Origin of the sequence: Duganella flavida, assembly GCF_009857445.1 — a bacterium.
In the GTDB taxonomy this organism is placed as follows: domain Bacteria; phylum Pseudomonadota; class Gammaproteobacteria; order Burkholderiales; family Burkholderiaceae_D; genus Rugamonas; species Rugamonas flavida.
Genome location: NZ_WWCN01000005.1, coordinates 321,494 through 334,810, shown reverse-complemented (window position 1 = coordinate 334,810; position 13,317 = coordinate 321,494). Strand labels below are relative to the sequence as shown.

The 13,317-nt window shown below is 61.9% G+C and carries 10 protein-coding genes and 1 pseudogene; 6 read left to right on the top strand and 5 right to left on the bottom strand.

The genetic code is table 11. The features are described from left to right. Positions 1–28 precede the first annotated feature (28 nt). From GTP46_RS10270 to GTP46_RS10260, 3 genes are all read right to left on the bottom strand, one after another. Entirely contained in the window at positions 29–2,011 is a 1,983-nt protein-coding gene (locus GTP46_RS10270; RefSeq protein WP_161006601.1) for a M13 family metallopeptidase, read from the bottom strand. A 54-nt stretch (positions 2,012–2,065) separates the two neighbouring features. Beyond that, a complete protein-coding gene (locus GTP46_RS10265; RefSeq protein ID WP_161006520.1) occupies positions 2,066–4,309 on the bottom strand; it encodes a TonB-dependent receptor plug domain-containing protein in 2,244 nt (747 codons plus the stop codon). 106 nt (positions 4,310–4,415) lie between these two features. Beyond that, the gene (locus tag GTP46_RS10260; protein WP_161006519.1) at positions 4,416–5,009 is read right to left on the bottom strand and encodes a hypothetical protein; all 594 of its coding nucleotides are present in this window, start codon (positions 5,007–5,009) and stop codon (positions 4,416–4,418) included. 343 nt (positions 5,010–5,352) lie between these two features. On the opposite strand from GTP46_RS10260, the gene GTP46_RS10255 reads away from it, so the two are divergent. Continuing rightward, positions 5,353–6,798, top strand: coding sequence for a S41 family peptidase (locus GTP46_RS10255; RefSeq protein ID WP_161006518.1), 1,446 nt, complete (start codon positions 5,353–5,355; stop codon positions 6,796–6,798). Between the two features lie 203 nt (positions 6,799–7,001). Then, a complete protein-coding gene (locus GTP46_RS10250; protein ID WP_161006517.1) occupies positions 7,002–8,123 on the top strand; it encodes a beta-ketoacyl-ACP synthase III in 1,122 nt (373 codons plus the stop codon). 5 nt (positions 8,124–8,128) lie between these two features. Here GTP46_RS10250 and GTP46_RS30305 read toward each other — a convergent pair. Then, positions 8,129–8,233: pseudogene (locus tag GTP46_RS30305) on the bottom strand (flavodoxin family protein); the annotation flags it as partial. Between the two features lie 46 nt (positions 8,234–8,279). Further along, positions 8,280–8,699, bottom strand: coding sequence for a GNAT family N-acetyltransferase (locus GTP46_RS10240; RefSeq protein WP_161006516.1), 420 nt, complete (start codon positions 8,697–8,699; stop codon positions 8,280–8,282). An 80-nt stretch (positions 8,700–8,779) separates the two neighbouring features. Between GTP46_RS10240 and pdxR the strand changes: the two genes are divergently transcribed. From pdxR to GTP46_RS10220, 4 genes are all read left to right on the top strand, one after another. Next, complete coding sequence (pdxR, locus tag GTP46_RS10235; protein ID WP_161006515.1) at positions 8,780–10,183, top strand: MocR-like pyridoxine biosynthesis transcription factor PdxR; 1,404 nt, start codon at positions 8,780–8,782, stop codon at positions 10,181–10,183. 87 nt (positions 10,184–10,270) lie between these two features. After that, positions 10,271–10,720: a carboxymuconolactone decarboxylase family protein gene (locus GTP46_RS10230; RefSeq protein ID WP_161006514.1), complete on the top strand. Its 450-nt coding sequence runs from the start codon at positions 10,271–10,273 to the stop codon at positions 10,718–10,720. 69 nt (positions 10,721–10,789) lie between these two features. After that, positions 10,790–12,514 carry a cation:proton antiporter domain-containing protein gene (locus tag GTP46_RS10225; protein ID WP_161006513.1) on the top strand — a complete coding sequence of 575 codons (1,725 nt, stop codon included), beginning with the start codon at positions 10,790–10,792 and terminating at the stop codon, positions 12,512–12,514. Continuing rightward, positions 12,514–13,290, top strand: a complete 777-nt coding sequence (locus GTP46_RS10220; protein WP_161006512.1) for a substrate-binding periplasmic protein — start codon at positions 12,514–12,516, stop codon at positions 13,288–13,290. The genes GTP46_RS10225 and GTP46_RS10220 overlap by 1 nt, the downstream gene beginning before the upstream one ends. Positions 13,291–13,317: the final 27 nt, after the last annotated feature.

Genomic DNA, 13,317 nt, shown 5'->3' with positions numbered 1-13,317 from the left:
ATAGCAAAAATACCACCCCCGGTCACTATTACCAGATGCTGATGCGCTGTTCCGGCGCAACATACAGCTTGTCGCCGGGCTTGACACCGAAGGCTTCATAGAAGCCCGGCTGGTTGACCACAGGCCCGTTGACGCGGAACTGGCCCGGCGAGTGCGGGTCGGTCGTCACTTGCAGGATCTGCTGGTCGTCGCGCATTTTCACGCGCCACAGCTGGCCCCAGCCCATGAAGAAGCGCTGGTCGCCGGTGAAGCCGTCGATCACCGGCGCGGTCTTGCCGGCCAGCGACAGCTTGTAAGCCTTGTAGGCGATGGCCATGCCGCTGTTGTCGCCGATGTTCTCGCCCAGGGTCAGCGCGCCGTTGACCTTGTAGCCCGGCAGCGGGCTATAGCCGTTGTACTGCTGGACCAGGGCGTCGGCCTTGGCCTTGAAGTTGGCGCGGTCTTCCTTGGTCCACCAGTCGCGCAGGTTGCCGTCGCCATCGGACTGGCTGCCGCCGTCGTCAAAGCCGTGGCCGATTTCGTGGCCGATCACCGAGCCGATGGCGCCGTAGTTGACCGCATCATCCGCACGCGCGTCAAAGAACGGCGGCTGCAGGATGGCGGCCGGGAACACGATCTCGTTCATGGTCGAGTTGTAGTAAGCATTGATGGTTTGCGGCGTCATGCTCCACTCTTCGCGGTCGATCGGCTTGCCCAGCTTGGCGATCATGCGCTGGTGCTGGAAGTACTCGCCGCGCAGCACATTGCCCACCAGGTCGTTCTTCACAATCGACAACGCGCTGTAGTCGCGCCATTTGTTCGGATAGCCGATCTTCGGCGTGAATTTGGCCAGCTTGGCTTGCGCTTCCAGCTTGGTGGCCGGGCTCATCCAGTCGAGGCCATCGATACTCTGCTTGTAGGCCACCAGCAGGTTCTTCACCAGCGCATCCATGCGTTCCTTGCGCTCAGGCGGGAAATATTCCGCCACATACTGCTTGCCCAGCGCTTCGCCGAGATTGGATTCGACCAGCGCCACTGCCGACTTCCAGCGCGGCGGCTGCACCGCCACGCCGGTCAGCACAGTGCTGTAGAAGTCGAAGTGGGCGTCGGCGAATTCTTTCGACAGATAAGGCGAGGCTTCGCGCAGCAGCTGCCATTCGAAGTAAGTCTTCCAGGTGGCCAGGTCGGTCTTTTCCAGCACGGCGTTGAAGCCGGTCAGGTAGCTCGGCTGGCTGACGATCACATAGCTGACCTTGTTGGCCACGCCACTGGCGGCCAGTGCATGGCCCCAGTCGAAGCCTGGCGCCAGCTCGGACAGCTGTTTGATTTCCATCTTGTTGTAGCGCTTGACCGGATCGCGGTTCTGCACCTTGGACCACTGCACCTCGGCCAGCGCGGTTTCCAGCGCGATGATTTTCTTGGCGTTGGCGTAGCCGTTATGGTCGCCCGCCAGCGTCAGGATTTTACCGATGTGCAGCTCATACTTGGCCAGTGCACTGGCCATCTTGGCGTCGTCTTTTTTCAGGTAGTAGTCGCGGTCCGGCAGGCCGAGGCCGCTCTGGGTGAGGTAGACCGCGTACTTGGTCGACTCGCGTGCATCCGGGCGCACATAGATGCCGTACGGAGTGCTGACGCCGATCTGGGTCAGGTGGGCGAACAGCAGCGGCAAGCCCTTCTTGTCCTTGAGCGCGCGGATGCGGTTCAGTTCACCGGTCAGCGGACGAATGCCCTGCTGGTTCAGCTTTTCCTCATCCATGAAGCTGGCGTACAGGTCGGCGACTTTTTGCGCGTCGGTGCCGCTCTTGGCTTTTTCGGCGGCGCTCTTCTCGATCAGGCCGCGCAGCTGCGACAAGGTGTCGTCGCGCAGCTTGGCGAAAGTGCCCCAGCTGGATTTCTCGCCCGGGATGTCGGTGGTCTTGATCCAGCTGCCGTTAAGGTAGGTGAAGAAGTCATCTTGCGGACGCACACTGGTGTCCATATTAGGAATGTCGATGCCGGAGATCGGCTCCGCCGCCGTGGCGAAGGCGGTCATCAGGCTCAGGGTCAGTGCGGTCAGCAGGCGTGGTTTCACAGCGTGTCCTCTAGGTTAAAACTTCATTTCGTACTTGATGCTCCAGACCGTGTACGTCTGGTTGACGGTGTTGGCCAGTTGCGCCAGGCCGTTGGTGGTAACGGTATTGGCGCCGATGGCATCTTCCGCCATCAGGTTGTTGGCGGAAATGCGGACCTGGTTGCGGGCATTGAACTTCCACAGCGCATAGGCGTCAAACGAACGCTTGCGGCTAGTGTAGACCAGTTGCGACAGGCTGCTCTGGATCAGGGTTTCCGGCGTCCAGTTCAGGCTACTGCCAACGGTCAGCGGCGCTTCCTTCATGCGGTAGTCGAAGCCGACGTTGGCGGTCTGCTTGGGCTGAGCGTCGAGACGGTTGTTCGGGCCCGGGATGTCATCCACGCTGGACCAGAAGCGGCTGTAGTTGGTGCGGAAATCGATGGCGGGCGCATCGGCCATCAGTTCCTGCAGCTGGAACTTGGCTTCCAGCTCGATGCCCTTGGTGCGCGCGTGGCCGATGTTGCGCGGCGTCGAGACCCAGCGCGGGCCGGTGCTGGTGTTTTGCAGCGTGATGTCGCGGCGGATCAGGTCGTTGATATCGCGGATGAAACCGCTGGCGCTGAGGATGCCGGCGCGGCCCAGGTAATGCTCGTAGGCGAGATCAAGACCGGTAGCCAGCTCCGGCTTCAGGTTAGGGTTGCCGGTACGGTCGGGCCGGGTAGCGCTGTTCAGGCGCGACAGCGCCGGCAAGGCAATCAGGTCCTGGATGTTGGCCGCCTTGTAGCTCTTGGTCAGGCTGGCGCGGATCTGGTCCTTGTCGTGGCCGGGAATGCGGTAGACCGCGTGTAGCAACGGGCTCAGCACGCTGCTGGTGTTGCTGATGTCGCCGCCCTTGGCGCTGCTGCTGGTAGTGCGGATGCCTTCCCAGCGCACGCCGGCGTAGCCCGACCACTGGGCCGAGATATCCCATTCATCCTGCGCGAACACGGCCAGGCGGCGGGTGTCGGCAGTGAGGTTATCGCCGGAATCGGCAAACTGGGCGTTGCCGTCCTTGTCGACCGAGGTCTTGGTCTCGGCGCGGTGGCCCAGTTCGATATCCCAGCCGGCCGCCAGCGAGTGTTCCTTGCCGATCGGCGTGCTGTACTTGCCGCCGCTGTTGGCGCTGCGGTCGCGCACGGTGGCGGTGTCGGTATAGCGATTCAGCAGCTTGCCCGCGTTGTCGTACTGGTAGCGCAGCGAATCGTTGTCGCTGTGGCCGGTGCCGAAGCCGAATTTCACGTCCAGCTTGGACGCGCCTTGCAGCTTGTGCACCCAGTTGCCGAAGCCGCGCAGGAAGGTGGATTCGGAATGCGAGTCGGTCAACGCGAGATTGTATTCCGGCGGCAGTTGCAGCGCGGCTGGCACCACGCCAGGCGTCTGCGTCAGATCGCTGCGCGCATTGCCGTCGCTGCGGCTGACCATCACGAAGGGCTGGAAATTCAGCGTGTCGCCGCCGTCGAACTTGTAGGACAGGCGCGGCGTCAGGTGCAGGCTGCGCGTTTCGCGCTTGGTTTGATCGAGGACGTTTTCATCCTTGGTGACGACGCCGTCGCTGCGGGTGTCGGTATTGTGGGTCTCGGTCTGGTCGTGCTGCTTGTTTTCGAAGACGGAACCGGTCAGCAACCACGTCAGGCTACCGGTCTTGCCCGGTACGGTCAGCGAAATATTCGGTGCGTGGCGGCCCTGCTCGATCGAATCGGTGACCTTGAGCTGCTTGTCGCGCTGCTGATAGCCGTCGCGCAGGATGATGTTGATAGTGCCGGCAATCGCCCGCGTGCTGTGCTCGGCCACCGGGCCGCGCATGATTTCGATGCGTTCCACCTGGTCAGGCGACAGCGACTCCATCGAGAAGCCTGCCGGCGGCCGTTCACCGTTGAGCAGGATCTGTGTGTAACCACTGCCCATACCACGCATGCGCACGTCGCCACCACGGCCCGGACGGCCGCCCAGCGTGACGCCGGGCAGGCGCTTGAGCACATCGCCGAGGTTGCTGTCGCCGTTGCGGTCCAGTTCCTCGCGGCCGTAGATCTGCTTGCCGGCCACCGAGTTGCGACGTTCGGTCATGTCGTCGACGCGGCCGCCGCTGATGGTGACTTGCTGGATCTGGTTGCCGTCTGCAGCGGACTTGACGGCCGGTTGCTGGGCCGTGGCCGGAACACTGCCGGACTGCGTATCGGACTGCGCGGCCGCGTCAGCCGCGCCCAGCAAGGCCAGCCAGGCCAGGGGAAGTAATTTGCTCATGATGGTCAGTGGTCGAATTCTCGCGGAGGATTCTACCGTCATGACTGGCCGTCAAGCCGCTTGTTGCCTGCTTTTTACTTTACGATACACAGGCTACGTAGATCCCTTAGCCGCCGCCTGGCAGGTTGATATTGGCGCCGCCCTGACCGCCACTCATGCCACCGCTCATGCCGCCACCACCGCGACGTCCGCCGCCGCGATGCTCGCCGCCCTCTTCTTTGTGCTCGGGACGGGCGGCGCCGCCATTGTCCTGCACCCGCTGCAGCTGCTCGCTGACCAGCTGCACCACGGTCTGGCGCTGGCCCTCGGACAGTGCGTCATTCACGGTCAGCCACCATTCGCGCAGCTGCTTTTCCTCGCCGGCGCTGATATTGGTTTCCTCGTCCATCGCCCGGCCGAGGTCGCGCAGCTCGGCGTTGGCGCCCTGGGCGCCGGCCAGCGCAGCCGCCTGCAGATGCTCGCGGCGGGTCTTGCGGTCAGCCAGCAGCTTGCGCGTCTTCGACTCAGTCTGCGCCCACAGGGTCTGCTGGTTGGCGTTCAGGTTCAGCGATTTTTTCAGCTCGGCCGCCATCGGGATATAGTCCTCGGCGCGCATCTCGGCCACCGGGGTGGCAAAGGCCGACGACAACATTGCCGACAAGGCCAGCGCAGCACTGACGCGGCTCAAGGCAGCCGGGACGGGGAATGACAACAATCGCATGTAAGCTCCGTAGGTAAAAAAAAGCCAGCGCTTGGGGCGCTGGCGAAAAACCACTTCAGGGTAGAGAGAAATACGAGTTCAGTGTAGGACGCGAAATTGGCTGTTACAGGGCTTCTTACAATTACTTACTGTCGTGAACGTTGGGGATACACTGCGTACAAATCAGCAAACTTGGCCTTTCGCCAAGCGGGCGCTGGTGTACTTTAAATGTCAACGCGGAGCGTTGTAAAACCTCGTAAAGGTATAAATCATTTCGTGACGGCTACTACGTTTGCCGGGAATCAGGTTTATACTGAAATCATGCAGGCTGCACCTCGCAGCGGCTAGCTTAGACAGGTGAAACATGGGCAAGAAACTAAAGAATTCCGGTCTGGTAGGACTGGGCGTGGTAGCTGGCGTCGCCATCTCCCTGCAATTCTCGGCGATGGCGCAAAAGCCGGTCGACCCGCCGCTGCCACTGGAAGAGCTGCGCCAGCTGGCCGATGTGTTCGGCCTGATCAAATCCGACTACGTTGAACCTGTCGAAGACAAGAAGCTGCTGACCGAGGCTATCTCGGGCATGGTGGCTTCGCTCGATCCGCACTCCGCTTATTTAGACAAGAAGGCCTATGCCGAACTGCGTGAAGGTTCGCAGGGCAAATTCGTCGGCCTCGGCATCGAGATCGGCCAGAGCGAAGATGGCTACATCAAGATCGTGGCGCCGATTGAAGATTCGCCAGCGTGGCGCGCCGGCATCAAGCCGGGCGACCTGATCAGCCGTCTGGACAATACCCCGGTCAAAGGCATGACCTTGGACGACTCGATCAAGAAAATGCGCGGCGAGCCGAACAGCAAAGTCAGCCTGACCGTGCTGCGCAAGGGCGAAGCCGAGCCGCTGGTGTTCAACATCACGCGTGAGGAAATCCACCAGAAGAGCGTGAAGGGCAAACTGGTTGAGCCTGGTTATGCATGGCTGCGCATCTCGCAATTCCAGGAGCCGACCGTGGATGACATGGCGGCCAAGATTGCTGAACTGTATAAGCAAGACCCCAACATCAAAGGCTTGATCCTCGACCTGCGCAACGACCCGGGCGGTGTGCTGCAGGGCGCGATCGGTGTGGCGGCGGCCTTCCTGCCGAAAGATTCGCCGATCGTGTCGACCAACGGCCAGCTGCCGGACCAGAAGCAAATCTTCTACGGCCGTCCTGAATACTACGCACTGCGCAACGACAGCGATGCGCTGGCCAAGCTGCCGGCCGCCATCAAGCGGGTGCCGATGGTGGTGCTGGTGAATACCGGCTCGGCTTCAGCTTCGGAAATCGTCGCTGGCGCGCTGCAGGATTACAAGCGGGCCGAGATCATCGGCACCCAGACCTTCGGCAAAGGCTCGGTGCAAACCATCCGCCAGCTGACCGCCGACACCGCCGTCAAACTGACCACGGCGCGCTACTACACGCCGAACGGGCGCTCGATCCAGGCCAAGGGCATCACGCCGGACGTGCCAGTCGATGAATACGCCGACGGCGACGGCCTGAACGCCCTGCGTACCCGCGAGGCCGACCTCGACAAGCACCTGTCCAACGACCGCGAGCAGGAAGGCGAGAAAATCAAGCGCGACGAACTGGAAGAACAGCTGCGCATCGTCGCGCTGGAGAAGAAACGCAAACCGCTGGACTACGGCAGCGGCGAAGACTTCCAGCTGCAACAAGCACTGAACCACCTCAAAGGCCTGCCAGTCCAGACCGCCAAACCAGCCACCACCGTGGTCTCGGTCGATGCTGGACTGAAGAAGGATCTAGCCAAGAAATAAACTGTTTTCAGTAGCAGCCTCAAAATCCGGGGTCAGGTCCCCCATTTCTACACGAGCCCAACCGTAGCAGTCGCTTACGGTTGGGCGCGTGTAGAAATGGGGGACCTGACCCCGGATTTTTTTATTTTCGCGGAACGTGCAGGCATTGTGTAGAATTTGCCTCATTATTGGCATCAGCCATTGCTTAATTTGAAAGTTTAATCATGAAACAAGCCGTCATCAGCGGTACCGGCCTCTACACGCCAGCACAGTCGATCAGCAACGAAGAACTGGTCGTATGCTTCAATGCTTACGTTGAACAGTTCAACGCCGACAACGCCGCCGCCATCGCGGAAGGCACGGTGACGGCGCTGGAACCATCCAGCGTGGCCTTCATCGAAAAAGCCTCCGGCATCAAGTCGCGCTACGTCATGGAAAAGGCCGGCATCCTCGATCCGAAGCGCATGGTGTCGCACATCCCTGAGCGCGCCGACGAAGAACTATCGCTGCAAGCGGAGATCTGCGTGGCCGCCGCCAAGCAGGCGATGGACCGCGCCGGCAAAGCCGCCGCCGATATCGATATGGTGCTGGTGGCTTGCTCCAATATGCAGCGCGGCTACCCGGCCATGGCAGTGGAAGTGCAGGAAGCGCTGGGCATCGTCGGCTACGGCTTCGATATGAACGTGGCCTGCTCGTCGGCCACCTTCGGCATCCAGCAGGCGGTGGCGGCAGTGCAAAGTGGCCAGGCGCGCGCAGTGCTGGTGCTGAATCCGGAAATCACCTCGGGCCACCTGAACTGGCGCGACCGCGACAGCCACTTCATCTTCGGCGACGCCTGCACCGCCATCGTGGTGGAAGCAGCTGACACCGCCAAAGGCGCGCACCGCTGGGCGATTCTGGACACCAAGCTGAAGACCAGCTTCTCCAACAACATCCGCAACAACTTCGGCTTCCTCAACCGCTTCGACGAAGCCGGCGTCGGCCAGGCCGACAAGCTGTTCCGCCAGCAAGGCCGCAAAGTCTTCAAGGACGTGTGCCCGATGGCCGCTGAGATGATCAAGGAGACCGTCGCCAACGCCGGCCTGGAAGTGCCGCAGGTGAAGCGCTTCTGGCTGCACCAGGCCAACCTGAACATGAACCTGCTGATCAGCCGCATGGTGCTGGGCCGCGACGCCGAACCAGGCGAAGCGCCGGTGATCCTGGACGAATACGCCAACACCTCATCGGCCGGATCCGTGATCGCCTTCCACAAACACTCGGACGACATGGCCGCCGGTGAACTGGGCGTGATCTGCTCCTTCGGCGCCGGCTACTCGATCGGCTGCGTGGTGGTGAAGCGCATCTAATCAACGAACCGCAAATCCTTCAACCCTATCGTCGGCAAGATGGCGCGCAGGCCGCCGCGGCTGATGGCGATGTAGACCGGGCGGTCGGCCAGCGTGCCGATCTTGCCTTGCGCATGCGCGGCGCCGCCGTCCTCGCGCTGATATGCAAAATCTTTTTCATGCAAGTGCCTTCCCAAAACGCAGTGCGCCGGGCAGCAGGCCTTCGCGGAAGTAGAAGCGTTGCGCCAGCACGTTGGTCAATCCCGTATCAAGTACCAGCCGTGCACATTGCGCTTCCTGCGCAAATACGGTCAGCTTCTCAAGCAGCAGCGCGCCCCAGCGGCGGCTCCGATGCACTTCCGCCGCAATCAGATCATCCACATACAGGAAGCGGCCGTACACCGTGTTCTCCTGATAGCGATAGCCGGCCAGCGCCACTACTTCGCCATCATTCCACACCGCGAGAATGCGGTACTGCTGCTCATACTGGCGCATGACTTGCGCTACAAACGCATCCTCCGATTCCAGATGCGGACGCAGTTCCTTCATCACCGGATAGCAGGCGCGCAGCTCTTGCTCGGTCTCGACGATCTTCATGGCATATCCTTTCAAAAACGCCATCGTAGGCTGGCGATGGCATAATCCGAAGAGCCATGAAATGACATTGGGAGTGGTCCATGAAATTCCTCGACCTGGACACCAGCGCCGCCGAGCCGCTGTACCGCCAAATCTACACCCGCTTGCGCGACGCCATCGCGCAAGGCTTGCTACAACCGGGCGACCGCATCCCCGCCGCCCGCGCACTGGCGATGGAATTGGGCCTGGCACGCGGCACGGTGGAATCGGCCTACGCGCTGCTGACGGCAGAAGGCTACGTGGAGGCACGCGGCCAGGCCGGCACAGTGGTCACGCCAGCCTTGGCCCGTCACGCTCCTGTCGCGCCCACGCCGCGCCCTGCTCCCGCTCACAATAACCTCGGCGACGCCGCCTCCTCCACCAAGCCATTCCAGATGGGCATACCGGCGCTGGACGCCTTCCCGCGCAAGGTATGGGCGCGACTGGCCGCACGCTCTGTGCGCGCCACCCAGCCGGAAGACATGATCTATCCACCGTGGGCCGGGATGCCGGAACTGCGCATCGCGATTGCCGCTTACCTGCAGCTGTCGCGCGGGATCGACTGCACGCCGTCGCAGGTGTTCATCACCAACGGCTACCGCAACAGCATCGAACTGGTGACGCGCGCCCTGCTCGCTCCCGGCGACGGCGTATGGGTCGAAGATCCCGGCTATCCACCTACCAGCGATTTGCTGCGCGCAGCAGGCATGCAGCCGGTTCCGGTGAAGGTGGATGGCGAAGGCTTGATGGTGTCGCACGGCGTCGCTACCGCACCCAAGGCGCGAGCCGCCATCGTCACACCCGCGCATCAAAGCCCGCTGTGCGTATCGCTGTCGCTGCCGCGCCGCTTGGCGCTGCTGGATTGGGCCGCGCAGTCCAAAGCATGGATCGTGGAAGACGACTACGACGGCGAGTACCGCTACGTCAGCCGCCCGCTGCCAGCGCTGCAAAGCCTGGACCGCGATGGCCGCGTGCTGTACTCCGGCACCTTCAGCAAGGTGCTGTTCCCTGCGATCCGGCTGGCGTATCTGGTGGTGCCGCCAGCGCAAGTGCCGCGCTTTGAAGAAGCCACCCGCACCTTCGCCGCCAGCGGCCCGACGCTGATGCAGAAAATCGTGGCCGACTTCATGAACGAAGGCCACTTTGCCCGCCACATCCAGCGCATGCGGCGTCTGTATGCGGAACGCCGCCAGATCACCGCGGACGGCCTGTCCTCGGTGCTGGGCAAGCATATGCAGGTCGATCCGCAGCCGGGCGGCATGCACCTTGTGCTGCGCATGAAAGGCCATCACACTGACCGTGCACTGGCGGCGCGCATGCGCGAACATGGCATGTCGGCGCTGGCCTTGTCCGAGCGCGGCGTGCTGCCGCATGGGGCGTCAGCGCTGCTGCTGGCCTTCACCAATGTCGATACCGCGGCGCGGGCGCGTGAGCTGGGCCGGCGCATACTCAAAATCATGGCCTAGCTGAAATCACCATTCTTGGCTCTTCATGACTGGACCATAGCGGCGCACAATGATTCCATCGTAATCAACCTACTGAAGGAAATCATCATGAGCAAACGTCTGGAAGTCTTCAAATTCGCACCGGAAGCGTACAAAGGCTTTGGGGCCGTCCACGAATACGTGAAATCGGCGCTGCCGGCCGAGCTGCTGGAGCTGGTCTACCTGCGCATCTCCCTGATCAACGGCTGCGCCTACTGCATCGATATGCACACCCGCGACCTGCTGAAGCAAGGTGTCAAATCGGACAAGATTGCGCTGGTGCCGGTGTGGGACGAAGCGGCCGCCCTGTTCAGCGACAAAGAGCAAGCCGCACTGGCATGGGCCGAAACTGTGACCCGCGTCGAACAAACCAAAGTGCCGGACGCCGACTACCAGAAAGCCCTGTCGGTGCTGGGCGAACAGGCACTGGCCGACCTCACCGTCGCCGTCGCGCTGATGAACGCCTACAACCGCTTCGGCGTCAGCATGCGCATGCAACCCGCAGCATTGGCAAGTTAAGGAAGTTGTAGAGCGAGTGTGCTACGCTGAGGGTTTCACGTAGATTTTTTTCTAAGGAATCCCGCACGCATGCCCCACAATATCAGCCTGATTACCACCATCGCCGCCGCACTAGGAGCCGGTCTCCTGTTCGGCTATCTTGCAACGCGCCTGAAGCTGCCGGCGCTGGTGGGTTATCTCGCTGCGGGCATTATCATCGGCCCGGCCACGCCGGGCTTCGTGGCAGATACCGCGCTGGCCGGCCAGTTGGCCGAAATCGGCGTGATGCTGATGATGTTCGGCGTCGGCCTGCACTTCTCTCTCGATGATCTCTGGGCCGTGCGCAAAGTGGCGCTGCCCGGGGCGGTGCTGCAAATCGCCGTCGCCACTGCGCTTGGCATGGGACTCGCCCACTACTGGGGATGGAGCATCGGTGGTGGCCTCGTATTCGGCCTCGCGCTATCGGTGGCCAGCACCGTGGTGCTGCTGCGCGCTCTTGAGGAGCGCGGCATACTTGATAGCTTCAATGGCCGCATCGCGGTCGGCTGGCTGGTGGTGGAAGACCTGGTCACTGTGCTGGTGCTGGTGCTGCTGCCGGCATTGGCCGGCTCGCTGGGCGGCGAAGTAGCTGACGCACACGGCGCGCATGGCGGCGGTGGCGATTTGTGGACCACGCTGGCCATCACGCTGGGCCAAGTTGCCGCCTTCATCGTGCTGATGCTGGTGGTCGGCCGCAAGCTGTTCCCGTGGATCCTGTGGCAAGTGGCGCGCACCAATTCGCGCGAGCTGTTCACGCTGTGCGTGATCGCGGCGGCAGTCGGCATCGCGTACGCCTCCACCCACTACTTCGGCGTGTCGTTCGCGCTGGGCTCCTTCTTCGCTGGCATGGTGCTGCGCGAATCGGCACTGGCGCATCGCGCTGCCGAAGAATCGCTGCCGCTGCGCGATGCGTTTGCGGTGCTGTTCTTTGTTTCGGTGGGCATGCTGTTCGAGCCATCGATTCTGATCGAACAGCCGCTTAAGTTGCTGGCTGTGGTGCTGATTATCGTAGTCGGAAAATCGGTGGCGGCCTTCCTGCTGGTGATCGTGCTGCGCTATCCGGCCAAGACTGCACTGATGGTCTCGGCCAGCCTGGCGCAGATTGGCGAGTTCTCCTTCATCCTCGCTGCACTGGGCCTGTCGCTGAAATTGATGCCGGTGGAAGGCCAAAGCCTGATCCTCGCTGGCGCCATCATCTCCATCGCTTTAAATCCAGTGGTGTTCCGCGTGACCAAACCACTGGAACGCTGGTTCAGCAACAACGCCGCGCTGGCCGCAAAATTCGACCGCCCTGCCGACCCGCTGGCCGAACTGCCAACCTCCGTGCCACATGAGCACCTGCGTGGACAAGTGGTGCTGGTCGGTTACGGCCGCGTGGGTCGCCGCATCGCGGCGTCGCTGAAAGAGCAAGGCATCGCCTTTGTGGTGGCAGAGCAGAATCGCGAAGTCGTCGATCAGTTGCGTAAGGAAGGCGTTCACGCCGTCGCCGGCAATGCAGGCGAACCGGCAGTGCTGATACAAGCGCACATCGCGCATGCATCGATGCTGGTGATCGCCACGCCGGACACCTTCCACGTACGCTCCATGATCGAAACCGCGCGCGCCCTCAATCCCAGCATCAAAACCGTGGTTCGCACCCATAGCGACGAAGAAGCGGACCTGCTGCGCACCGAGCGCGCCGGCGAAATCTTCATGGGCGAACAGGAATTGGCTAAAGGGATGACAGAGTACGTTCTGGATAGCCTGGACAAGGCCAAAGCGCATCACCCACACTGATGAAGAAATTCTGCCGACAACCTGCGCTGGCTATCTGTCTGCTACTGCAGGCCGTACCGCTCATGGCCGCAGATGCTCCCGCTGAGATCCCGATCCTGATTCAGGAGGATGCTGACGCCACCGGCAAAGTCCTGCCACCGTCTCCCATCATCCCGGGCATTATCAGCCTGCTGGCGGCCGAGTCGGGGCTCAATCTGGTGGTCAGTCCCTATCCGTGGCGGCGGGCGCAGATGATGGCGGAAAATGGCGAGGGCTTGCTGTATGGAGCGGCCATCACGCCGGAGCGCAGCCGCGTTTTCCATTTCACCAAACCGCTGGATACCGTCAACCAGTGGCTGGTGTCGTCCGCGCAGGCGCCGCTCGTGTTCCAGCAGTGGGAAAATTTGCGCGGCAAGACCATCTCGATACTCAGTGGCGGCAAATACAGCGCGGAGTTCGAGGAACGCCGCGGCAAGCTGTTCGCCGTTGAGCAGAATTCAGCCATGCTGGCGAACCGTTTGAAAATGCTGGCGGCAAAACGCGTCGATGCAGTTCTGATTGCCAGCTATCTCAACGCGCCCCAGCTTGAGGCCCGCCTAAACTGCATGTACCCGGATAGCCTCAAGTGGGTGGTGGCAGGGAAGCCGCTTGATACGGAGCCGATGATGATCGCAATACCAAAATCAGCGCCGCTCAACAGCACCCTGCCGGTACTGAACGATGCGATCGACCGTCTGGTCAAATCGCGCAGCCTCCAGAAATTCCACGAAATGAAGGCTCCCGGCTCCAACTGCTAGCCCAATTCGGGGTCAGCTCTGTCATTT

Bases quoted from the DNA above. Each gene is read 5' to 3' on its own strand.
- GTP46_RS10270 (WP_161006601.1), bottom strand. From the start codon at position 2,011: ATGACCGCCTTCGCCACGGCGGCGGAGCCGATCTCCGGCATCGACATT.
- GTP46_RS10265 (WP_161006520.1), bottom strand. From the start codon at position 4,309: ATGAGCAAATTACTTCCCCTGGCCTGGCTGGCCTTGCTGGGCGCGGCT.
- GTP46_RS10260 (WP_161006519.1), bottom strand. From the start codon at position 5,009: ATGCGATTGTTGTCATTCCCCGTCCCGGCTGCCTTGAGCCGCGTCAGT.
- GTP46_RS10255 (WP_161006518.1), top strand. From the start codon at position 5,353: ATGGGCAAGAAACTAAAGAATTCCGGTCTGGTAGGACTGGGCGTGGTA.
- GTP46_RS10250 (WP_161006517.1), top strand. From the start codon at position 7,002: ATGAAACAAGCCGTCATCAGCGGTACCGGCCTCTACACGCCAGCACAG.
- GTP46_RS10240 (WP_161006516.1), bottom strand. From the start codon at position 8,699: ATGAAGATCGTCGAGACCGAGCAAGAGCTGCGCGCCTGCTATCCGGTG.
- pdxR (WP_161006515.1), top strand. From the start codon at position 8,780: ATGAAATTCCTCGACCTGGACACCAGCGCCGCCGAGCCGCTGTACCGC.
- GTP46_RS10230 (WP_161006514.1), top strand. From the start codon at position 10,271: ATGAGCAAACGTCTGGAAGTCTTCAAATTCGCACCGGAAGCGTACAAA.
- GTP46_RS10225 (WP_161006513.1), top strand. From the start codon at position 10,790: ATGCCCCACAATATCAGCCTGATTACCACCATCGCCGCCGCACTAGGA.
- GTP46_RS10220 (WP_161006512.1), top strand. From the start codon at position 12,514: ATGAAGAAATTCTGCCGACAACCTGCGCTGGCTATCTGTCTGCTACTG.